Origin of the sequence: Streptococcus sanguinis (genome assembly GCF_050234405.1) — a bacterium.
Taxonomy (GTDB): Bacteria; Bacillota; Bacilli; order Lactobacillales; family Streptococcaceae; genus Streptococcus; species Streptococcus sanguinis_W.
Window position 1 is genome coordinate 463117 of sequence record NZ_CP092117.1, and the last position, 22632, is coordinate 485748.

25 protein-coding genes are annotated in these 22632 nt (G+C 44.5%); 19 read left to right on the forward strand and 6 right to left on the reverse strand.

The genetic code is table 11. From position 1 onward, the window contains the following. Position 1: 1 nt before the first annotated feature. The 4 genes from MFP28_RS02340 to MFP28_RS02355 all read right to left on the reverse strand — a co-directional run bounded on the left by MFP28_RS02340 (position 2) and on the right by MFP28_RS02355 (position 4354). A complete protein-coding gene (locus tag MFP28_RS02340; protein WP_002908109.1) occupies positions 2-805 on the reverse strand; it encodes a PTS mannose/fructose/sorbose transporter subunit IIC in 804 nt (267 codons plus the stop codon). A gap of 44 nt (positions 806-849) precedes the next feature. Continuing rightward, the gene (locus MFP28_RS02345) at positions 850-1845 is read right to left on the reverse strand and encodes a PTS sugar transporter subunit IIB (protein WP_002893577.1); all 996 of its coding nucleotides are present in this window, start codon (positions 1843-1845) and stop codon (positions 850-852) included. A gap of 460 nt (positions 1846-2305) precedes the next feature. After that, a complete protein-coding gene (gene adhP, locus MFP28_RS02350) occupies positions 2306-3325 on the reverse strand; it encodes an alcohol dehydrogenase AdhP (RefSeq protein ID WP_002908110.1) in 1020 nt (339 codons plus the stop codon). 216 nt (positions 3326-3541) lie between these two features. After that, positions 3542-4354, reverse strand: a complete 813-nt coding sequence (locus MFP28_RS02355) for a Cof-type HAD-IIB family hydrolase (RefSeq protein WP_002908111.1) — start codon at positions 4352-4354, stop codon at positions 3542-3544. Positions 4355-4450: 96 nt separating this feature from the next. On the opposite strand from MFP28_RS02355, the gene MFP28_RS02360 reads away from it, so the two are divergent. The 5 genes from MFP28_RS02360 (at position 4451) to brpA (ending at position 8987) form a co-directional block, all read left to right on the forward strand. Continuing rightward, complete coding sequence (locus MFP28_RS02360; protein ID WP_002908113.1) at positions 4451-5080, forward strand: DUF1361 domain-containing protein; 630 nt, start codon at positions 4451-4453, stop codon at positions 5078-5080. Positions 5081-5225: 145 nt separating this feature from the next. Further along, entirely contained in the window at positions 5226-6647 is a 1422-nt protein-coding gene (locus tag MFP28_RS02365) for an NCS2 family permease (protein WP_002908114.1), read from the forward strand. A 139-nt stretch (positions 6648-6786) separates the two neighbouring features. Next, entirely contained in the window at positions 6787-7227 is a 441-nt protein-coding gene (tsaE, locus tag MFP28_RS02370; protein WP_002908115.1) for a tRNA (adenosine(37)-N6)-threonylcarbamoyltransferase complex ATPase subunit type 1 TsaE, read from the forward strand. Continuing rightward, entirely contained in the window at positions 7220-7741 is a 522-nt protein-coding gene (locus MFP28_RS02375; RefSeq protein WP_002905251.1) for a GNAT family N-acetyltransferase, read from the forward strand. The genes tsaE and MFP28_RS02375 overlap by 8 nt, the downstream gene beginning before the upstream one ends. Before the next feature lie 7 nt (positions 7742-7748). Next, entirely contained in the window at positions 7749-8987 is a 1239-nt protein-coding gene (gene brpA / locus MFP28_RS02380) for a biofilm formation/cell division transcriptional regulator BrpA (protein ID WP_002908116.1), read from the forward strand. 121 nt (positions 8988-9108) lie between these two features. On the opposite strand, the gene MFP28_RS02385 is transcribed toward brpA, so the two are convergent. Further along, positions 9109-9396 carry a hypothetical protein gene (locus MFP28_RS02385; protein ID WP_002908117.1) on the reverse strand — a complete coding sequence of 96 codons (288 nt, stop codon included), beginning with the start codon at positions 9394-9396 and terminating at the stop codon, positions 9109-9111. A gap of 9 nt (positions 9397-9405) precedes the next feature. Next, complete coding sequence (locus tag MFP28_RS02390) at positions 9406-9816, reverse strand: HIT family protein (RefSeq protein WP_002908118.1); 411 nt, start codon at positions 9814-9816, stop codon at positions 9406-9408. A gap of 68 nt (positions 9817-9884) precedes the next feature. Between MFP28_RS02390 and MFP28_RS02395 the strand changes: the two genes are divergently transcribed. From MFP28_RS02395 to MFP28_RS02460, 14 genes are all read left to right on the forward strand, one after another. Beyond that, on the forward strand, positions 9885-10616 hold the full coding sequence (locus MFP28_RS02395; RefSeq protein WP_032916210.1) for an ABC transporter ATP-binding protein: 732 nt from the start codon (positions 9885-9887) through the stop codon (positions 10614-10616). Continuing rightward, positions 10613-11659: an ABC transporter permease gene (locus tag MFP28_RS02400; protein ID WP_002908120.1), complete on the forward strand. Its 1047-nt coding sequence runs from the start codon at positions 10613-10615 to the stop codon at positions 11657-11659. The genes MFP28_RS02395 and MFP28_RS02400 overlap by 4 nt, the downstream gene beginning before the upstream one ends. Positions 11660-11709: 50 nt before the next feature. Further along, positions 11710-12504 carry a cell cycle regulator CcrZ gene (gene ccrZ / locus MFP28_RS02405; protein ID WP_002893562.1) on the forward strand — a complete coding sequence of 265 codons (795 nt, stop codon included), beginning with the start codon at positions 11710-11712 and terminating at the stop codon, positions 12502-12504. After that, the gene (trmB, locus tag MFP28_RS02410) at positions 12501-13139 is read left to right on the forward strand and encodes a tRNA (guanosine(46)-N7)-methyltransferase TrmB (RefSeq protein ID WP_002908121.1); all 639 of its coding nucleotides are present in this window, start codon (positions 12501-12503) and stop codon (positions 13137-13139) included. The genes ccrZ and trmB overlap by 4 nt, the downstream gene beginning before the upstream one ends. A 199-nt stretch (positions 13140-13338) precedes the next feature. After that, positions 13339-13827, forward strand: a complete 489-nt coding sequence (gene rimP / locus MFP28_RS02415; RefSeq protein ID WP_032908080.1) for a ribosome maturation factor RimP — start codon at positions 13339-13341, stop codon at positions 13825-13827. Positions 13828-13886: 59 nt separating this feature from the next. Next, the gene (nusA, locus tag MFP28_RS02420; RefSeq protein WP_223321919.1) at positions 13887-15143 is read left to right on the forward strand and encodes a transcription termination factor NusA; all 1257 of its coding nucleotides are present in this window, start codon (positions 13887-13889) and stop codon (positions 15141-15143) included. 10 nt (positions 15144-15153) lie between these two features. Further along, positions 15154-15450 (forward strand): RNase P modulator RnpM, encoded by a 297-nt coding sequence (rnpM, locus tag MFP28_RS02425; RefSeq protein WP_002893558.1) that lies wholly within the window; start codon positions 15154-15156, stop codon positions 15448-15450. Continuing rightward, positions 15443-15739, forward strand: coding sequence for a YlxQ-related RNA-binding protein (locus tag MFP28_RS02430; RefSeq protein ID WP_002893557.1), 297 nt, complete (start codon positions 15443-15445; stop codon positions 15737-15739). The genes rnpM and MFP28_RS02430 overlap by 8 nt, the downstream gene beginning before the upstream one ends. 19 nt (positions 15740-15758) lie before the next feature. Next, positions 15759-18551: a translation initiation factor IF-2 gene (infB, locus tag MFP28_RS02435; RefSeq protein WP_002908124.1), complete on the forward strand. Its 2793-nt coding sequence runs from the start codon at positions 15759-15761 to the stop codon at positions 18549-18551. 176 nt (positions 18552-18727) lie between these two features. Beyond that, the gene (gene rbfA / locus MFP28_RS02440; RefSeq protein WP_002908125.1) at positions 18728-19078 is read left to right on the forward strand and encodes a 30S ribosome-binding factor RbfA; all 351 of its coding nucleotides are present in this window, start codon (positions 18728-18730) and stop codon (positions 19076-19078) included. A gap of 240 nt (positions 19079-19318) precedes the next feature. Continuing rightward, positions 19319-20470, forward strand: a complete 1152-nt coding sequence (gene nagA / locus MFP28_RS02445; RefSeq protein WP_002908126.1) for an N-acetylglucosamine-6-phosphate deacetylase — start codon at positions 19319-19321, stop codon at positions 20468-20470. Between the two features lie 157 nt (positions 20471-20627). Beyond that, on the forward strand, positions 20628-20822 hold the full coding sequence (locus MFP28_RS02450) for a hypothetical protein (protein WP_002896920.1): 195 nt from the start codon (positions 20628-20630) through the stop codon (positions 20820-20822). A gap of 76 nt (positions 20823-20898) precedes the next feature. Further along, on the forward strand, positions 20899-21744 hold the full coding sequence (locus MFP28_RS02455; protein ID WP_002908129.1) for an aldo/keto reductase: 846 nt from the start codon (positions 20899-20901) through the stop codon (positions 21742-21744). After that, positions 21745-22197, forward strand: a complete 453-nt coding sequence (locus tag MFP28_RS02460; RefSeq protein ID WP_002908131.1) for a GNAT family N-acetyltransferase — start codon at positions 21745-21747, stop codon at positions 22195-22197. The last annotated feature ends 435 nt before the right edge of the window (positions 22198-22632 follow it).

The following is a 22632-nucleotide window of genomic DNA, read 5'->3' on the forward strand; positions in this document are numbered from 1 at the left end:
CTTAATAATCTTCTAGGATATCACCGATTGGGTCATTAGAAGTAGTTGCTCCACCGCCACCATTTCCTCCTTTTTTAGAGAGGTTGATGTAGATAAGAGCTAAAGCTACTCCAATTGCTCCAAATGCGATTAAAGTCAGTTGACTTACAGCGGCGAGAGCAAAACCTATAGCAAAGAAAGGCCACACTTCGCGACTAGCCATCATATTAAGAACCATTGCGTAACCGACAGCCACGACCATTCCTCCACCAATTTCCATACCTTTTGATAACCATTCAGGCATTAATCCTAAGTAATGTTGAACAGTTTGAGCAGGAATAGCTAGTAGGAGGATTGCAGGGACTGCAATGCGAATACCTTGAAGAAAGAGAGCTGTGAAGTGGGCGCGTTCAACGGCTTTGAAGTTCCCTTTTTTAGCTGCAGCGTCTGCCCCGTGAACTAACCCAACTGAAATTGTACGAACAATCATAGTCAAGAAGAGTCCAGCAACACCAAGTGTTACAGCTAATCCTTGAACAACTCCAAGGCGCTCTGGAGTAAATTCACCACCTTTGATAAAGATAATTGCAGCGGCAACAGAAGCGAGGGCAGCATCAGGTGCTACAGCAGCTCCGATATTAGCCCAGCCAAGAGCAATCAGCTGGAGAGAGCCGCCCAGCATAACACCGGCAGCCAAATTACCAGTTACCAGTCCAATCAAGGTACAAGCAACCAGTGGTTGGTGGAATTGGAATTGGTCCAAGATACCTTCTAGACCAGCTAAGAAGGCAACAAAGACTACTAAAACCATAGAAATAATAGACATGTTCTAAATCCTTTCGTAAATTAATAAAAGCAAAACGTTTGATTCTACTGCACGTTGGCTTTCTTAATCAAATCAAACAAATCTTTTTTAGAGTCATTTGGTACTTTACGTACGTCGAATTCAACGCCAAGGTCACGCAGCTTTTCATAAGTAGCAACGTCTTCCTTGTCCATTGAAAGTACGTTGTTGACCATTGTTTTACCAGTAGAGTGAGCCATTGAACCGACATTAAGGGTCTTGATTGGCACACCGCCTTCAACAGCGCGGAGGGCATCTTGAGGAGTTTCAAACAGAATCAAGGCATGAGTGTTACCAAAGCGAGGGTCTTTTGAAACAGCAATCAATTTGTCGATTGGGACTACATTGGCTTTGACATTACCTGGTGCAGCTTGCTTAATCAATTCTTTACGAAGTTCGTCTTGAGCTACTGAGTCAGAAGCAACGATAATACGGTCTGCTTTTGAATCTGGAGTCCAAGCTGTTGCTACCTGACCGTGCAGCAAGCGTGTGTCGATCCGGGCAAGGTTGATTTTGAGCTTGCCGTCACCGATTACAGTCCCTTCAGGGATTGCTGCTTGGGCAACTGGAGCAGCTGCAGCAGGAGCATTTGCTTCTTCAGCAGCAGGATTCAGCTCTTCAGGCAGAGCTTTGACTCCTTCCTTGGCTTCTTTGATGATGTTAGCAACAACAGCTTCAACGCCGGCGTTGGCATCCATCATCCTTTCTGTATAAGCTTGAATCAGCATAGGCAGGTTCAAGCCTGTAATGATAGCGAACTTGCGGTCTGGATTTTCACCCATGACACGGCTAGCTTGGTTGAATGGAGAGCCACTCCAAAGGTCAGCCAAGACCAACACTTCATCGTCCGCATCAAACGAAGCCACAGCGTCATTGAACTTTGCATAGAGATCATCTGGTCCTTCGTTGGGCATGAAAGTTACAACTTGTACTTTTTCCTGCTCACCGAAAATCATAGAACCTGATTGATGAATACCAGCAGCAAATTCACCGTGGCTAGCAATAATGATTCCGATACTCATTATTGACATTCCTCCTTATAAAATGTTTGACTTAAGTTTTAAGAAAACTTTAAGGCAAGTTTATTATAAAACGTTTTCATGAAAAATGCAAGCGTTTGTTCCTAAAAACGACTTTTTCTTTCAAAAATGTCAGTATTTGCTGAAAACCTGATAAATATAGGTATAAGCAAACCATAGCTATAGAAATGTTTTAATAAATTAGGAAAACAGAAAATATAACAGATTAATATATGAAAAATATTGAAATAATATGAAAGAGACTTTTGAAATGAAAGAAAAGAATCGTGTTTGAGAAAGTGTTTATTTATCAAAAAAGAAAGAGGAGGACCAAAGACAAGAAATTGCATCTTATGTCTTTAGTCTCCCTCTGTAATGGCAAAAGTTTCTATATAATATCAAGCCTGTCCATCATAAGTTTCCAAGAGTTAGGTAAATGTTGGAACTGACATGCTTTAAAGTATTAGTGTGTGAAGTCAAGGACCATACGTCCCTGAATAGTACCCGCTTCCATTTCGTCAAAGACATCCACAGCATCTGAAACAGGGCGCTTTTGAACGACAGGAACCACCAATCCTTCAGCACCAAACTGGAAGGCTTCTTTCAAGTCCTTACGTGTACCAACGAGGGAACCGATGACTTGGATACCATCTAAAACGGTTTTGACAATGCTGAGGTCCATCATTTCAGATGGCAATCCAACGGCAACTACACGACCGCCGGCACGAACAGAATCAACAGCTTGGTTGAAGGCAACTTTAGAAACAGCTGTTACTACAGAAGAATGCGCACCGCCAGTTTTTTCTTGGATAAGAGCAGCGACATCTTCAACTTCGCGACCATTGATGACGATATCAGCACCAACTTCTTTGGCCAAAGCTAGTTTGTCATTGTTGATATCAACAGCGACAACATGGGCATTAAAGACTTTCTTGGCATATTGAACCGCTAGGTTACCCAAACCACCTGCTCCAAAAATAACGGTCCATTGGCCTGGCTGCAGCTGGGCTTCTTTGATAGCCTTGTAGGTAGTTACGCCGGCACAAGTGATAGAAGAAGCTTGGGCAGGATCCAGTCCTTCTGGGACTTTGACAGCGTAGTCTGCTGTTACGATACATTGCTCTGCCATCCCACCATCAACGGAATAGCCAGCGTTTTTTACTGTCCGGCAAAGGGTTTCGCGGCCAGTTGTACAGTATTCACAAGCACCGCATCCTTCAAAGAACCAAGCGACACTGACGCGGTCTCCGACTTTGAGACTTTTGACATCTGGTGCGATTTCTTTGACAATACCGATACCTTCATGTCCGAGCACACGCCCCGGCACCTTGCCAAAATCGCCGTGAGCAACGTGCAGGTCCGTATGGCAGACACCGCAGTATTCAATTTCAACGAGGGCTTCTCCTGTTTCAAGTGGATGAAGTTCTTTGTTTTGGACGATTTCAACGCCAGTACTCTCTGGATTTACGACAACTGCTTTCATAAGTAGTCCCTCCTGTTATTTAGTTTTTAATTATGTTAATTATATCACAAACTCAAACAAATAGAAAACGCTTACAATTTCAAGCAGAAGTAACCTTTAAAACTATGATACGGCGGATAAGCTCCGATTTTTAAAGCTTTCGAGCATGATTGAGGTTGAGAGAAGACAAAAAAGAAAAGACAAACTCTCAAACAGAGTTTGCCAAATTGTCTACTTTTATAAAAATAGTTTGTTGAGTTCGTGGGCGACACCATCTTGGTCGTTAGTCAGAGATAATTGCTGGTCGGCGTAGGGCAGCAGGTCAGTATTGGCATTTTTCATGGCATAGCCAGTGCCAGCAAAGGACAGCATCTCAGTATCATTTTGCTCATCGCCAAAGGCAATCAGATTTTTGCGATCTACATTGAGAACATTAAGCAGGTACTGAAGGGCAAAGGCCTTATTGACACCTTTGGGAGCACACTCGAGAATGTTGAGCGGTCCGCCCCAAGAGTTGATAGCAAGTTCATGCTGGTAAAAAGCATTCATTTCCTCTGCCAGAGCATATTTGTCAGCTGCTCGTGTCTGCAGGAGAATAGCGTTAGGATTCTCCGTTACCAGATTGGCTTGAAACTGGTTTTCTGGCTTGAAAGCATCGATGCCAAAGAGCTTGGGATCAGCGATTTCTTCATTGGGATTGGTGATATAAAATTTATTGCGGTATTCGCCGGCAATGAAATCCGCTTCAATCTCATCCCTGCGCTTAACCATATCTAGCAGAAAGGACTTGTCCAGCGTCAGCGATTTTTCAAAGTCCCATTTCTTTTCTGGAATGTGAGTCAAAGAGCCATTGAAGTTGATCATGGGCGTATTGAGCTCTAATTCTTTATAATATTTCAAAGCCATGCGGTAGGGCCGGCCTGTTGTGATAATGACCTTGTGGCCCTTTTGGGAAATTTTTTTGATGGTTTCTTTGGTGAAGTCAGACAGATTGCTGTTAGAATCCAGCAAGGTTCCGTCCAAGTCCACAGCGATTACTTTTTTTGTCATGCGAGTCTCTTTTCAGTGATAATACAGACTATTATAACAGAATTCAGTGTAAATAACACGACTTATGTTATAATGGTGCTCTAATCAGTCACAATTATGACACACCAAGGAGGAGCTTTTCGTATGCGTAAACCGATCATGATTCATGCTCTTTTTCTGATGATTGCCTTTTTTATCTATATCCAATCTCTAAATGGCGGTCCTACCTATCTCATCTGGAATATGACCTTGGCCTTAATCAGCTATGATGCGGCTATCTTGACACTTTTATTCAAGAAGCAGGAGTGGGCTTATCCTATTCTTTTCCTACTGTGGTTGCTTTTCTTCCCCAACACTTTTTATATGATTACAGATTTGGTTCATATGACTTGGGTGGCAGATGTTCTGAGTAAGCCAAGTGTTTTCCTGCTCTTTTTAGCTTTTGTTTCCAGTATTTTGTTCGGGATTTTCTGTGGTATGGAGAGCTGGTATGTCATCAAGGAGCGTTGGAAACTTAACTGGTATTTGGATCTATTGCTGACGACAGCTCTGTCGGCTGTGTCCAGTCTGGCTATCTACATAGGACGTTATGATCGCCTCAATAGCTGGGATTTATTGTTTCATCCTCAGCTGGTTCTACAGAAGCTCTTGCAAACTTTGCATCCTGATCGACTGCCATTCATTCTTGGTTTTACCTTTTTGCAGTTTATGAGTTTGCTATTTCTGATGAGAGATAATAAAAAATAAGAATAGCGAGACATTCATCTTGAAAAAGTGAATGTTTTTTATTATAATTTAAAATATCGTTCGCAAATAAACAGATTTAAATCTGTTTTTCTTTGTTATTGAACTAGATATTAGAAATTTTACTCAAAAGGAGATTTATTGAAAAATGGATAAATTTTTCAAACTGACCGAAAAAGGGACAGATGTCCGGACAGAAGTTTTGGCTGGTCTGACGACTTTCTTTGCCATGTCCTACATTTTATTTGTCAATCCGGCCATGCTGGCTCAGACAGGTATGCCTAAGCAGGGTGTTTTCCTAGCTACGATTATCGGAGCTGTTGCCGGAACCTTGATGATGGCCTTCTTCGCCAACTTGCCTTATGCGCAGGCGCCGGGTATGGGGTTGAATGCCTTTTTCACTTTCACGGTCGTCTTTGCCTTGGGCTACTCTTGGCAGGAAGCCTTGGCTATGGTCTTTATCTGCGGGATTATTTCGCTCATTATCACTTTGACCAAGGTGCGTAAGATGATTATCGAGTCGATTCCAGGCTCCTTGCGAGCAGCTATCTCGGCAGGGATTGGAGTCTTTCTTGCCTATGTAGGTATTAAAAATGCTGGCTTGCTCAAGTTTTCAATCGATCCGGGCAATTATACAGTAGCTGGCAAAGGTGCAGATAAGGCTGCAGCGGCTATTACAGCTAATTCAGCAGCAACTCCAGGTCTGGTAGACTTTAACAATCCAGCGGTCCTAGTAGCCCTGGTCGGTTTGGCCATCACAATCTTCTTTATCGTGAAAAATATCAAGGGTGGGGTTATCCTATCCATCCTAGTAACGACAGTGGTAGCTATTCTGGTTGGCTTGGTTGATTTGTCAGCTATTGACTTTGGGCAGAATAACATTGGTACTGCTGTTAATGAACTGGGACAGATTTTTGGGGTGGCAGTAGGCCCGAAAGGTCTGGGTGCCCTTTTGGCAGATTCAGCTCGCTGGCCCCAGACCTGTATGGCCATTCTGGCTTTCTCCTTGACAGATATTTTTGATACTATTGGTACTTTGATTGGGACTGGTGAAAAGGTCGGGATTGTGGCGACTTCTGGGGAAAACCATGAATCAGAAGGTTTGGATAAGGCGCTTTACTCGGACCTCATCGGAACCTCTATTGGAGCCATTGCTGGAACCTCTAACGTGACGACTTATGTGGAGTCTGCAGCTGGTATCGGAGCTGGAGGCCGAACAGGTCTGACCGCCTTGGTCGTAGCCATCTGCTTTACGGTGTCAAGCTTCTTTAGTCCGCTTTTAGCCATTGTTCCTAACGCTGCAACTGCACCGATTCTGATTATTGTGGGGATTATGATGCTAGCTAGTCTGAAAAATATCCATTGGGATGATATGGCAGAAGCCATTCCAGCTTTCTTTACTTCTATTTTTATGGGATTTGCCTACTCTATCACTCACGGGATAGCAGCTGGATTTATTACCTACACTTTGGTCAAAATCTTCAAAGGTCAAGCTAAGGATGTGCATTCTATGATTTGGATTTTGGATCTTCTCTTTATTTTGAATTTCGTAAATCTGGCTTTAAATTAGGTCTAAACATTGCTGGATTTCCTTGTGTCTAGTGAAGTTTGGATAGCTTATATTTTCAGTATAAAAAATCAGCTTTTTGCGGCTGATTTTTCTTTTGCAAAATTAAGCAGAAAAAATTTTTTTCTGGTATAATAAGAGAATGTTTAGTCATAATGAGGAAGAATTAATTCAGTGGGGTCAACGTCTGGGCAAATTGCTTCAGGCAGGGGACGTACTGGTTTTAACGGGAGATTTAGGAGCAGGGAAGACAACCTTTACTAAGGGTCTGGCTCTAGGTTTGGGCATCAGTCAGATGATTAAAAGTCCAACCTATACCATTGTTCGGGAATACGAGGGGCGCTTGCCGCTCTATCATCTGGATGTCTACCGCGTCGGAGACGATCCAGATTCCATTGATTTGGATGACTTTCTCTTCGGGGAGGGTGTGACGGTCATTGAATGGGGGGAGCTGCTGGGAGAAAATCTGCCTGATAACTATTTAAAATTAAGCCTCTTGAAAAAGGAAGATGGACGTGAATTGGTTTTTGAAGCCCAAGGAAAGCGAGCCCAAGAGCTGCTTGAGGGACTGCAGAATGACTGAATATGAATTGTGCTTGCGAGAAGCGGAAAAAACAGATGCAGCTGAGCTGATTGCCTTCCTCAATCAGGTCGGGTCTGAGTCAGATTATATGACGCTGGATGAAGCTGGAATTTTGATGAATCAAGAGGAGATGGCTTCATTCATTGAGCATCAGGCTGCTTCCAGTAATCAGCTTTACTTGTTGGCTCTTTTAAATGGTGAGATTGCCGGTCTTGTCAGCATCACAGCTGATTTCCATGAGCGAATTCGCCATATTGGTCAAGTCTTTGTCGTGGTGAAGAAAGCTTTCTGGAACCAAGGACTGGGACGCATATTGCTAGAAGAGGCACTGGCTTGGGCAGAAGATTCTCAGGATATTAGACGTTTGGAATTGAGCGTTCAGGTTAGAAATGAACGAGCGGTTCACCTCTATAAAGATTTAGGATTTGAAATTGAAGGCTTACAAAAAAGAGGAGCCTATTTAAAAGAAGGGATATTTCTTGATGTTTACCTGATGGGTAAACTGATAGACTAAAAAAGATATGTTTAAAAAGATTATAATGATGTTTCTCAGCCTCCTTGTCGTAACGACAGCTGGTATTGGTACTTATGCATGGACGATTTATGGTCAGTCAACAGATGAACTGTCCAAGACTTATAAGGGCTTGGGAAATGAGACGGATGTCATTTCTGCGACTAAGCCCATGACCATCTTGCTGATGGGAGTGGATACAGGGAGCGGCTCCCGCGAGGATACTTGGGTTGGGAACAGCGATACCATGATTCTCCTGAGTGTCAATCCAAAGACCAAGAAAACAGTCATGATGAGTTTGGAACGTGATATTTTGACTCAGATTGATGAGAACGGTCAGACAGTTGAAGCCAAACTGAATGCTGCCTATGCGAATGGCGGAGCAGAGTTAGCCATTTCGACTATTGAGAGCCTGATGAATATCCACATTGACCGCTATGTGATGATTAATATGCAGGGCTTGGTTCAGTTAGTAGACGCAGTAGGTGGTATTGAGGTTAATAATACCTTTGACTTCCCAATTTCTATTGAGGATAATGAGCCTGAGTATACTGCCAAGGTTGAGCCAGGCAAGCAAACCATCAATGGTGATCAGGCGCTTGTCTATGCTCGCATGCGCTATCAGGATCCAGAGGGTGACTATGGCCGCCAAAAGCGTCAACGTGAAGTAATTAAGAAAGTGGTTGAAAAAGTTCTCAGTCTCAACAGTGTCAGCCATTATCAGGCTATTTTAAAAGCTGTCAGCAGCAACATGCAGACCAATATCGCGCTTGATTCAAAAAGCATTCCACAACTGCTAGGCTATCAGGATGCCTTTAAAAACATCAAGTCTGAACAGCTGCGTGGAGAAGATGCGACCTTGCCTGACGGTGGAAGCTATCAGCTAGTGACGTCGGAGCATTTGTTGAGCATGCAGAATCTAATCCGCAAGTCTCTGGGCTTGGATACAGTTAAGAGTCTGAAGACCAATGCTGTTCTCTATGAAGATATTATGGGCGGCAACAGTCTAAGAAGCAGCAATAGCAGCAGTACATCTAGTAGCACAGAAAGCTATAGCAGTTACCAGAATTCTTATAGTCAGCCTACTTATAATAATGGTTATGAGAATTATTCTTATCCAACGACAGATACAACAGTTGGAACGACGAATACAACTCCAGTTGCTCCAGCGGCTTCCTCTGCCCCAGCGGCAGATGTCAGTGTCAGCACCCCGCAAAGTCAGCCAGTAGTCAATACGACTACAGAGTAAAAAAGTTAAATATAAAAAGAGGCCGAGACAAAATGTCTCGGTCTCTTTTGGTAATGACTGGAGGTTCTTGACGCGGTAGTGGATTGGAGTTTTTGTTTCCCTATCACCCACCTTTTCTCTATCACGACTCGTACTTTTCCCAGATGTCTTTGACTTGCTGGATCTGCACTTGAGCTTGGTTTTCAAGGACTTTATATTTATAAGTAAGATCTTGAGCGATGTCTTTGACTTGCTCTTTTTGCTCTTGAATGATGGCAATATTTCGTTGAATATTGGCTAGACTGTCCTTTACTTTGTCTAGACTATCTGTTGTTTCAATGATTTCTTCTTGAATTTTTTGACGGTTTTCAACCAGTTTGTAACTGACTGCTGCGGCACCGATAAATAGGAAAATATTTGAAAGTTTCATATTCCCTCCTTAAGCTTGCGCAATCTTCTCAGCTAATTCGGCTAGAGCTGGAAAGTCTGGTTCGTGGGCTGCGAAAGTAATCTTGAGGTCATCTGCATCACTGTAGCGCGGTGCCAAATGCACATGGGTATGAAAGACAGTCTGTCCAGCGATTTCTTCGTTGTTGTTGATAATATTCATACCAGCTGCACCTGTGGCTTTCATTACCTTACGGGCAATGTCAGGTACGCGAGCGAAGAGCTGACTGGTGCTGTCAGTATCCATATCCAGCACATTTCGGAAATGCTCTTTAGGGACAACCAAGGTATGACCTGGTGTTACCTGGGAAATATCCAAAAAAGCAAGGACTTTCTCGTCTTCGTAGACTTTAGAAGAAGGGATTTCTCCGGCAATAATTTTACAAAAAATACAATCAGCCATAAATGGTACCTCTATTCGCTAGATTTTGTTATAATATAAGAACCATTATACCAGAATTCGGAGAAAATATGTTAGAAATCAAAGAGCTTACGGGCGGCTATGTTAATATCCCGGTTTTAAAGGATGTCAGCTTTGAAGTGGGCAATGGCCAGCTGGTTGGTCTGATTGGTCTCAACGGTGCGGGTAAGTCCACGACTATCAATGAGATTATCGGTCTTTTGACCCCATATAAGGGGCAAATTCAAATTGATGGACTGGAGCTGCGGACCAATCCCAGCGATTACCGCAAGAAAATCGGTTTCATTCCGGAAACGCCTAGTCTCTATGAAGAATTAACCCTGCGCGAGCACATTGAGACGGTAGCTATGGCATACGACATTGAGCAGGAAAGAGCTTTTAAGCGCGTGGATAAGCTATTGGAAATGTTCCGACTCAAGGAAAAACTGGATTGGTTCCCTGTTCACTTTTCAAAAGGAATGAAGCAAAAAGTGATGATTATCTGTGCTTTTGTAGTTGATCCCAGCCTTTTTATCGTAGATGAGCCTTTTCTGGGTTTGGATCCGGTAGCTATTGCAGACCTTATCCAACTCTTAGATGAGGAAAAGAAGAAGGGCAAGTCGATACTGATGAGCACCCATGTTCTGGACTCTGCCGAGAAGATGTGCGATAGTTTTGTAATTCTGCACAAGGGGCAAGTAAGGGCCAAGGGCAGCTTGGCTGAGTTGCGTGCTCAATTTCAAATGCCGGATACTAGTCTAAATGACATCTATCTAGCCCTGACAGAAGAGGCAGCGCTATGAAAGAATTATTTGCCAAACGAAAGCAGGATTTTCGTCAGCAGTGTCTGAAGTACCTACGCTACGTTTTTAATGATCATTTCGTGCTCTTTCTGCTGATTTTTATGGGATTTTTAGGTGTTCAGTACAGTCAGCTTTTGCGACATTTTCCGACCAATCACCTACCCATTATTGTCAGTCTGGTTATTCTATCGGTCTTTATCTTGCCTTTTGGACGGATTGCGACCTATCTGGAAAAGCCGGATGCTCTTTTTCTCTTGGTCAGAGAAGCAGAAGTCAGGGCTTTTATCAAGGCTCAGATTCTGCGTTCCTATCTCTTGTACGCAGTCTTACAGACTGGAATCTTACTGTTACTGGCTCCGCTTTTTCTGGCTCTGGGATTGCCTGTTTGGGGCTTCGGGCTCTACTGCATCTTTATGCTAGTTTTGAAATGGTTTTTGTTTCAGGCTAAGGCTAAGAAGTTCTTTACTGAAAATGGCCTAGATTGGCAGGCTTTGGTGGCTTATGAAGCAGCCCGAAAGCAGACGATTCTCCGTTTCTTTGCTCTCTTTACAAATGTTAAAGGCATTTCAAACAGTGTCAAGCGCCGGGCCTATCTGGATGGTTTGACGAGACTTGTGGGCAAGCAGCATAGTAAGACCTGGCAGAATCTCTTTTTGCGCTCTTACTTGCGAAATGGAGACTTCTTTGCTCTGACCTTGAGACTGCTCTTTTTGGCTCTTTTGGCCTTGATTTTTGTCAGTCAAGCTTGGATTGCTGCAGCTTTTGCGGTCTTGTTCAATTACCTCTTGCTCTTCCAATTGACAGCCTTGTACGAAGCTTTTGATTATCAGTTTTTGACCCAGCTTTTTCCGATAGAAAGAGGGGAAAAGCTGAAGGGAGCAAGACAAATTATCACATCTATTGGCAGCAGCGTTCTCTTGGCTGAAGTGCTGACTGCACTGCTATTTCTCCAAGACAAGACAGCAGTGCTGGCTATGCTGGGAGCAACTGCCCTACTCTATCTGTTCTATCTGCCGTTTAAGTTACGGAGATTGGTTGACTAAAAGAGGTAAAATTAGTAAAATGATAAAGAAACTTTTTACGGAGGGGAAATATGGACTTGGTTGATAACGAGCTGACCCTGACACCGATAGCTGGTAAGAGCGGAAAGGCCTATATGGGGACTTATCCGGACGGGGGGCGCGTTTTCGTCAAGATGAATACAACCCCTATCTTAGCAGGCTTAGCTCGAGAACAAATCGCACCGCAGCTTTTGTGGAGCCGTCGGATGCCGGACGGCAACGTAATGAGCGGGCAGGAGTGGCTTTCAGGCACTATTCTGACCCCAAATGATATGTCCAAAAAGCAGGTAATCAATATTTTGACTCGGCTGCATCGCTCGCGCCCATTGATGACGCAGCTGACCAAGCTGGGCTATACTTTGGAAACGCCAACTGATTTGCTGAATGCATGGCTCAATCAAGTGCCGCTTGCTTTGAGGAATAATCAATATCTGCAATCAGTTATTCGCGACCTGCGCCAGACAGTGCCGGCCTTTCGTGAGGATTATGCAACCATCGTTCACGGAGATGTGCGCCACAGCAACTGGGTAGAGACCGACAGCGGGCTTATTTACTTGGTAGATTGGGATTCTGTGCGTTTGACAGATAGGATGATGGATGTAGCTCATATTTTGAGCCATTATGTGCCTGATTCAGGTTGGCAAGAGTGGCTGAGCGCCTATGGTTATAAGTATAATCAGACTGTTTTCAATAAGCTATACTGGTTTGGTCAGTATTCTTATCTGATGCAGATTGCCAAATATTATGAAAACAATGATTTAGAAAATGTGAACCGGGAGATTTACGCATTACGAAACTTCCGTTCCAAATACGGAAGAGGACAATGAGAGTAAGGAATCGTAAGGGAGCGACGGAACTGCTAGAGGCGCATCCCCAGTATGTGATTTTGAATCCAGCAGATGCCAAGGGTAGATGGCAGGAGATTTTTGGCAACGACCATCCCATTCATGTAGAGGTCGGCAGTGGCAAAGGAGCCTTTGTGTCTGGTATGGCCAAGGCCAATCCTGAAATTAACTACATCGGGATTGATATTCAAAAATCGGTCCTCAGCTATGCCTTGGACAAGGTGCTAGCAACAGGTGTGCCCAATATCAAGTTGCTATGGGTGGACGGTTCGGATCTGACTGATTATTTTGAAGAGGGCGAGATTGACCGCCTCTATCTGAACTTTTCAGATCCTTGGCCTAAGAAACGCCATGAAAAACGCCGTCTGACCTATCAGTCCTTTCTGGCGACCTATCAGCAGATTTTGCCGAAAAATGGAGAAATCCACTTCAAAACGGACAACCGAGGTCTTTTTGAATATAGCTTAGTTAGCTTTTCACAGTATGGTATGAAGTTAAAGGGTGTGTGGTTAGATTTGCATGCCAGCGACTTTGAGGACAATGTCCTGACTGAGTATGAGCAGAAATTTGCTAACAAGGGACAAGTCATCTACCGGGTGGAAGCAGCATTTGAATAAGAAAGAGTCTTTGAGGAAATACTCCTTGAAGACTTTATTATTGGGAAAGAATGTTGCTTAAAAATAAGAGCGTTTTAAGTGGCATTCTGTCTTTAAAAGCTTGTACGGCACATTTCCCTTGCATTCTGGGACTTGTCGTGCTATAATACTAGTAATGAATAAGGAAAGAGAGGCGAGGAAGTATCTTCGCCTCTTATCTGTGAGGAGGTGTCGTCATATCGCAACGATTGTTGAATTGGTGAGGGAGGTTATTGAACCAGCCATTTTGGCCCCCTATGAATTAGTCGATATTGAGTACGGAAAGATGGGCGGGGACTACGTTCTCAGTGTTTTTGTAGATAAGCCTGAGGGCATTACGGTCAATGATACAGCGGATTTGACGGATATTATCAGTCCGCTCTTGGATCAAATTAAACCAGATCCCTTCCCGGAACAGTATTTTCTGGAAGTGACCAGTCCTGGCTTGGAGCGCCCGCTCAAGACCAAGGAACAGCTGGCCGATGCAGTCGGCAGTTATATCCATGTCAGTCTCTATAAGGCTGTTGACAAGCAGAAAGTCTTTGAAGGCACCTTGCTGAGCTTTGAAGAGGATGTTCTGCACATGGAATATCTGGACAAGACTCGCAGAAAAGAAGTCGAAATTCCCTACAGTCTGGTTTCCAAAGCCAGATTAGCCGTTAAGTTTTAGCCGCAGAAGCAATATAGAAAAGAAAGGAACACTTTTGTTTCGGCAAAAGTTACATGAAAATGAGTAAAGAAATGCTAGAGGCCTTCCGCATTTTGGAAGAAGATAAAGGAATCAAGAAAGAAGACATCATTGACGCGGTGACCGAGTCACTCCGCTCAGCCTATCGTCGTCGCTATGGTCAGGCAGACAGCGCAGCCATTGAGTTTGACGAAAAGTCAGGAGATTTCCGTGTCTATACTGTTCGCGAAGTCGTGGACGAGGTCTTTGACAGCCGTTTGGAAATCAGTCTCAAAGATGCCTTGGCTATCAGTTCAGCCTATGAGTTGGGAGACAAGATCAAGTTTGAAGAAGCGCCAGCTGAATTTGGCCGTGTCGCTGCTCAGTCAGCCAAGCAAACCATCATGGAAAAGATGCGCAAGCAGACCCGAGCAATCACCTACAATACCTATAAAGAGCATGAAAATGAAATCATGTCAGGAACTGTGGAGCGCTTTGACAATCGCTTTATCTATGTCAATCTTGGTAGCATCGAAGCGCAACTATCGAAGCAAGACCAGATTCCTGGTGAGGTCTTTGCCTCTCATGACCGCATCGAAGTCTTTGTCTACAAGGTAGAAGATAACCCTCGCGGTGTCAATGTCTTTGTCAGTCGCAGCCATCCAGAAATGATCAAGCGCTTGATGGAGCAAGAAATCCCAGAAGTCTATGACGGAACTGTGGAAATCATGAGCGTATCGCGGGAAGCTGGCGATCGGACCAAGGTAGCCGTTCGCAGCCACAACCCTAATGTGGATGCCATCGGAACAATCGTCGGACGCGGTGGAGCTAATATCAAGAAAATTACGAGCAAGTTCCATCCTGCCAAATACGATCCGAAGAGTGGCCGTATGGTGCCGACTGAAGAAAATATCGACGTCATCGAGTGGGTAGCAGATCCAGCTGAATTTATCTACAACGCTATTGCTCCTGCAGAGGTTGACCAAGTTATCTTTAACCAAGAAGATAACAAGCGGGCTTTGGTTGTAGTACCGGACAACAAGCTTTCTCTGGCTATCGGCCGTCGCGGACAGAACGTACGCTTGGCAGCTCATTTGACAGGCTTTAGAATCGATATCAAGTCTGCCACAGAGTTTGAAGAAATGGAAGCAGCCAATGAACTGGGCGGATTTGCTCAGGAAGCTGAAGAAATTCTTGCGGATGCAGATGTCCTAGAGACAGAAGTTTCAGCAGCAGAAGCAACAGACTTTGACGCAGCTGCAGAGGAAACTGTACTAGAAACAGCTGGTATAGAAAGCGAAGCTGAAGAACTAGATTAAGGGGGCTGGAATGGCAAAAACAAGAAAAATCCCTTTAAGAAAATCAGTGGTGTCCAACGAAGTGATTGACAAGCGTGATTTGCTGCGGATTGTCAAGAACAAGGAAGGTCAAGTCTTTATCGATCCGACAGGCAAGGCCAACGGCCGTGGAGCCTATATCAAGCTGGACAATCAAGAAGCCCTTCAAGCTAAGAAGAAGCGGGTCTTTAACCGCAGCTTTAGTATGGAAGTGGATGAGGCTTTCTATGATGAGTTAATCGCTTATGTCGATCATAAGGTCAAAAGAAGAGAGTTAGGTCTTGAATAAAGAGAAACTTGCAAATTTGCTGGGACTGGCTCAGCGGGCTGGCCGCATCATTTCTGGTGAGGAGCTAACCGTCAAGGCCATCCAGGAGGGAAAAGCACATCTGGTCTTTTTGGCCCAGGATGCAGCTCCTAATCTCAGCAAGAAAATCACTGATAAAAGTCGTTACTACCAAGTAGAAGTATCAACCGTGTTTTCAACACTGGAATTAAGCTCTGCCATTGGCAAGGCCAGAAAAGTGCTCGCCGTGACAGATGCTGGTTTTACAAAGAAAATGAGGTCTCTTATGTAATAGAAGAGGAGGACAAGATTTGTCTAAAGTAAGATTGTATGAAATCGCCAAAGAACTGGGAAAAGAAAGCAAGGAGGTAGTGGCTCGTGCGAAGGAGCTGGGACTGGATGTCAAAAGTCATTCATCCAGCGTAGAAGCTGACGCTGGTGAGCGAATCAAATCCAGCTTTACAAAAGCAGCCACACCTCAAGCCACTGCAGAAAAGCCTGTAGCAGCTCAGCCGTCACCGCAAAAAACTCCTGCCAAAGAGGCAGCGCCAGTCAAGGCAGAACAGACAGAGGCAAAAGTAACTGCTAAGCCAGAAGCGAAAGTAGAAACAGCTGCGCCTGTCAAGCGCCCGCAAAGCCGGAACTTTAAGGCAGAACGTGAAGCGAGAGCCAAGGAAGAGGCAGAGCGTCGGAAGCAGCAAGGCAACCGCAAACCACAAAACAAAGAGCAAGGCAAGCGTGAGGACCGCGATAATCGAAATAAGAATCGTGGAAACCGCAATGACCGAGATAGGGGCAATCGTCCAAATGACCGTCGCGATAATCGTGGTCAAGATGGCCGCCGCAATGTTCAGAATCATCAAGGATTTAACGGTCAAAACCGCCAACAGCCTCAAGGACCGAAGATTGACTTTAAGGCTCGGGCAGCAGCTTTGAAAGCAGAGCAGAATGCTGAATACGCTCGCTCCAGCGAGGAACGCTTTAAGCAAGCTCAGGAAGCAAAAGAAGTTATGGAACGGCAAAACCGCCGCAAGGAGCAGCCTAAGGCAGAAGCAAGTGCACCAGTTCAGCCTGCACCAGCTCCATCTGCTCCGGCAGCGAATCCAAACCCAGCGCCAGCTGCTGTGGATACGCGTCGTAAGAAGCAAGCTCGACCAGATAAGAAGCGCGATGATTTTGATCGCGAAGAAGAAGGTCCAAGAAAACAACAAAAGAATCGAAGCAGTCAAAATCAAGTGAGAAATCAAAGAAATAGTAATTGGAATAAAAACAAGAAAAATAAAAAAGGAAAGGGCAACAATAATCAGGCACCAAAACCTGTTACAGAACGTAAGTTCCATGAGTTGCCAACTGAATTTGAATATACAGACGGAATGACCGTTGCAGAAATTGCAAAACGGATCAAGCGCGAGCCAGCTGAAATTGTTAAGAAGCTCTTTATGATGGGCGTGATGGCAACGCAAAACCAATCTCTTGACGGCGATACTATTGAGCTCCTCATGGTGGACTACGGTATCGAAGCTAAGAAGAAGGTGGAAGTTGACACAGCTGACATTGAGCGCTTCTTCGTAGAAGAAGGTTATATCAACCAAGATGCCTTGGTAGAGCGTCCACCAGTTGTAACCATCATGGGACACGTTGACCATGGTAAAACAACCCTCTTGGATACCTTGCGTAACTCTCGCGTAGCTACAGGCGAAGCAGGTGGTATCACTCAGCACATCGGTGCTTACCAGATTGAGGAAAGCGGCAAGAAGATTACTTTCTTGGATACGCCAGGACACGCGGCCTTTACTTCTATGCGGGCCCGCGGTGCCTCTGTTACGGATATCACTATCCTGGTCGTAGCGGCTGATGACGGTGTTATGCCGCAAACGATTGAAGCTATCAACCACTCCAAGGCGGCTGATGTCCCAATCATCGTAGCTATCAACAAGATCGATAAGCCAGGAGCGAATCCTGAGCGCGTGATTGGTGAATTGGCTGAGCATGGTGTCATGTCAACAGCTTGGGGCGGAGATTCTGAATTTGTTGAAATCTCAGCGAAATTCAATCAAAATATCGACAGCTTGCTGGAAACAGTCCTCTTGGTGGCTGAAATCCAAGAACTCAAGGCAGATCCGACTGTTCGAGCGATTGGTACAGTTATCGAGGCCCGTCTGGATAAAGGAAAAGGTGCTGTCGCAACCCTTCTGGTTCAGCAGGGAACTCTGAATGTGCAGGATCCAATCGTTGTTGGAAATACTTTCGGTCGGGTTCGGGCTATGACTAATGACCTGGGCCGTCGTGTTAAGGTGGCAGGACCATCTACACCGGTTTCTATCACTGGTCTCAATGAAACTCCGATGGCTGGTGACCACTTTGCGGTCTATGAAGATGAAAAAGCTGCGCGTGCAGCAGGTGAAGAACGTGCCAAACGTGCCCTTCTCAAACAGCGCCAAGCTACTCATCGCGTCAGTCTGGAAAATCTCTTTGATACCCTCAAAGCTGGTGAAGTTAAGTCTGTCAATGTTATCATCAAGGCTGATGTACAAGGTTCTGTAGAAGCCCTGTCTGCTTCCCTGCAGAAGATTGAAGTGGAAGGCGTTAAGATTACCATCGTCCACTCAGCAGTTGGTGCTATCAATGAATCTGACGTGACACTGGCAGAAGCTTCAAATGCCTTCATCATCGGATTTAACGTGCGTCCTACATCTCAAGCTCGCCAGCAGGCAGAAGCTGATGATGTCGAAATCCGTCTCCACAGCATTATCTACAAGGTTATCGAAGAAATGGAAGATGCTATGAAGGGAATGCTGGACCCAGAATACGAAGAAAAGATCATTGGGGAAGCTCTTATCCGCGAGACCTTCAAGGTTTCCAAGGTTGGTACTATCGGTGGATTTATGGTTATCAACGGTAAAGTTACCCGTGATTCCAAGGTTCGCGTTATCCGTGACGGCGTCGTGATTTACGATGGGGAGCTTGCCAGCCTCAAGCACTTCAAGGATGATGTTAAGGAAGTTACTAACGGCCGCGAAGGTGGACTCATGATTGATGGCTACAATGACATCCAAGTAGATGACACGATTGAAGCCTACATCATGGAAGAAATTAAGAAATAAGATAAGAAGTCCGTTAAAAACTCGCAGTGAAAATCATTGTTGGTGGAAGTTGATACTTCTAGTTCCACATCTTTTTCACAAAGAGTTTAGATCAAATTTCATTCATTAAAACTAAAATATAAGCTAGGCTAGGCCTAGCTTATATTGCAGAAGAGAAAAATTAGAAAGGAAATCTCATGGCAAATAATTTTCGTACAGACCGTGTAGGCATGGAAATCAAGCGCGAAGTCAATGAAATCTTGCAGAAGAAAGTTCGTGACCCGAGGGTGCAGGGAGTGACCATTACCGATGTCCAAATGCTGGGCGACCTATCCATGGCCAAGGTCTACTACACGATTATGAGCAATCTGGCCTCTGATAATCAAAAAGCTCAAACCGGTCTGGAAAAAGCGACTGGTACCATCAAACGAGAGCTGGGTCACAATCTGAAGATGTACAAGATTCCAGATTTGATCTTTGTCAAGGACGAATCCATTGAGTATGGCAATAAAATCGACCAGATGCTGCGTGATTTAGAGAAAAAATAAAGCAGAAACTCAGCTATCATGGCTGGGTTTTCTTGTTTTTTAACTTAATATAACAATTTTTTGCAAAAATAGGTATATACCATTTACAAATAAAAAAGAAAGAGTTATAATATAGTCAAGAAAACTCAGAGATTCAAAAGCGGGGGTTAGAAAGCAGCTATAGAAAGATGCTAGCTCTATCACAGACTTCCACTTTGAATGGCCTAGAATACAGCATTCAAGAACAAGGGAGGCAGTCTTATGCCTACATATATCAAAGCAGATCAATTTTTCTATCCTCAGGGAATCCGTCATGGCGGTTATTTAGAGCTGATTGACGGCAAGTTTGGCAAGCTGGTGCAGTCTGTTCCGCAGGATGCAGAAGTCATAGACTACAGTGGCTACTCGATTGCACCAGGTCTGGTGGATACTCATATTCACGGCTTCGGCGGTGTTGATGTCATGGACAACAACATCGAAGGAACTCTTCATACTATGAGCGAGGGTCTCTTGACTACCGGTGTGACCAGCTTTTTACCAACAACCCTGACCTCATCCTATGAGCGACTCTTAGCAGTAACTGAAAATATCGGTGCTCGCTATCAAGAAGCTAGCGGGGCCAAGATTCGCGGTCTCTATTTTGAAGGGCCTTACTTCACCGAGAAGTATAAGGGTGCTCAAAATCCAGCCTATATGAAAGATCCTAGCATGGATGAGTTTCGTGCTTGGCAAAAGGCCGCAAATGGCTTGCTCAATAAGATTGCTCTCGCGCCAGAACGCGATGGCGTTGAGGAATTTGTCCGTACGCTGACTGATGAAGGTGTGACTGTTGCTCTGGGGCACTCTAACGCTACCTATGATGAAGCCAAGACTGCGGTCGAAGCAGGTGCCAGTGTCTGGGTGCATGCCTATAACGGTATGCGTGGCCTGACCCACCGGGAGCTAGGCATGGTTGGTGCCATGTATGAGCTGCCCCACACCTATGCGGAGCTGATTTGTGATGGCCACCATGTGGACCCTAAGGCCTGTGACATATTGCTCAAGCAGAAGGGACATGAAAATATTGCCCTCATAACAGACTGTATGACCGCAGGAGGTCTTGAAGATGGTGACTACATGCTGGGAGAATTTCCAGTGGTTGTGGCGGAAGGAACCGCTCGGCTCAAGTCAACGGGCAATCTAGCTGGCTCTATCCTCAAGCTCAAGGACGGATTGAAAAATGTTGTCAAATGGGGCATTGCCAATCCTCATCAGGCGGTTATGATGGCTAGCCTGATTCCAGCAAAATCAGTCCATATTGATGATGTCTGCGGACAGATCAAGGAAGGCTACGATGCTGACTTTATCGTTTTAGATAAAGATTTAGAGCTGGTAGCTACTTATCTTGATGGTCAAGAACGATTCCATGTATGAGAACCGCAGGTATTTTAATTAGTCTCCTTATATTTTTCAGAAAGAGCAGGGCAACCTGTTCTTTTTGATTGGCAAGCTACTTGATAGTCTTCGCCTAGATTTGAATTGCTTTCTTAGGCGTGATATAATGAGACTATAATGTAAACAGGAGTAAGCTATGAAACGAATTGATGCGAAATTTTTGATAATGGGACTTGTTTTACTGCTGGCGGGACTGATGTTTGGTCGAATCTTGATCCTTGTTGCAGGAGTTGCTTTCATTATCTATAGCTTTTTCAGTAAAGGCATGGAGCCGACTAAGGAAAATATCTTCAAACCCAAGCCAATACTGAAGAAAAAGGAAAAGAAGTGAGCAGTTCTGCTCTTGTAATCACTGTAGCAGCTGCCTTGCTGGAGGCAGTAGATGGAATTTGTAAAGGAGACATGAGATGAGAGAATATCTTTTGAACAATGGTGTAGGCATTCCGGTGCTGGGCTTCGGTACTTGGAAGGCTCAGGATGGCGAAGAAGCCTATCAAGCGACATTAGCCGCTCTCAAGGCAGGCTATCGGCATATTGATACGGCAGCTATCTATAAGAATGAAGAGAGTGTCGGACAGGCAATCAAGGACAGCGGCATTCCGCGGGAGGAGCTCTTCATCACGACTAAGCTTTGGAACGACAACCATACTTATAAAGAGGCTCAAGAGGCCTTTGCTGCCTCAATGGAGCGGTTGGGACTGGACTATCTGGACCTCTACCTCATCCACTGGCCTAATCCCAAACCCCTGAGGGAAAACGATGCTTGGAAAAAGCGCAATGCCGAAGTCTGGCGTGCCATGGAAGACCTCTATAATCTTGGTAAGATTCGAGCGATTGGCGTCAGCAATTTCCTGCCTCATCACTTAGAAGCCTTGCTTGCAACAGCGCGCATGACTCCTGCTGTCAATCAAATCCGCCTGGCTCCAGGTGTCTATCAGACAGAAGCGGTGAACTTCTGTCGTGAGCATGAGATTTTACTGGAAGCTTGGGGACCATTTGGTCAAGGTGAGCTCTTTCAAAATCCAGCCGTACAGGCTGTGGCAGATAAGTATGGCAAGACCATTGCTCAAGTCGCGCTAGCTTGGAGCTTGCAGGAAGGCTTTCTGCCCCTGCCTAAGTCGGTCACTCCGAGCCGGATCGCCAGCAATCTAGATTGCTTTGACATCAAGCTAGATGATGCGGACTTGGAAGTGCTTAAAAATATCAGCGGTTTGGCCGGTGGCGCACCAAATCCGGATGGGATGGATTTTTAGGTGAAAATCCGATTCTATCGAAGTTCAGATAGAGAAGCATTGCTGTCTTACCATTTAACCGACTTGAGATTTACCAGCTATCCTAGCCAGGCTGTCGCTGATTTAGAAAATCGCTATGCCATCTTGGGTCTTGAAGAAGATCAAATCGTAACCTTTCTGATCTTGGATGCTGGAGAAAAGAAGTTTGCTTATGGCGGTCAGCCAGATAGCCTGCTCCTTCGTAGCTTTTCAACGGATGAAGGCTTTCGGATGCGAGGATACGGTAGTCAGACCCTGAAGCTCTTGCCTGATTTCATAAGAGAGCATTTGCCTATGTATAAAAGCATCATACTAGGCGTCAATGAGAGAAATCAAGTAGCTTCCTATCTCTACCGAGAGACCGGCTTTAGCAAACAGCCCCAGCGCATATTAGGACCAGCCGGCTGGCAGGAAGTGTATGAATTAAAAATATAAAAGTATCCCCAGTTTAAAAAGAGCTGGGGATTTTTAGTTTATTAGCTAAAAAGAAATGACATAATAAATTAACTTTCGGCTACTTGTTTTAAGAGATATCAGTTAATCGATTTTAGCTTCCAAAAATTCTGCTAAATTATCCAAACATGAGTTTGAAATCTGAGAATTAAAATCTAAGTTTACCATCCTCCAAATAAGCCAACGAATAGCTTGATACTAATATTGCTCAAAGTTCCTAATTGTGTTAAAATTAAAATACGATTTGATTAAAGAGCCATTGCAATACAATTTATATTGTACTTGAGTGGATAGTTTGTTTTATATGTGAAATTCATTAGCATCTATTCTAGCAAGAGAGTTATCTCGATTTAGTGCTGTTATTGCAGTTTGGAAAAATCAAATTAAAAAACTGAAGATAAAGTAGTTAGATATGTG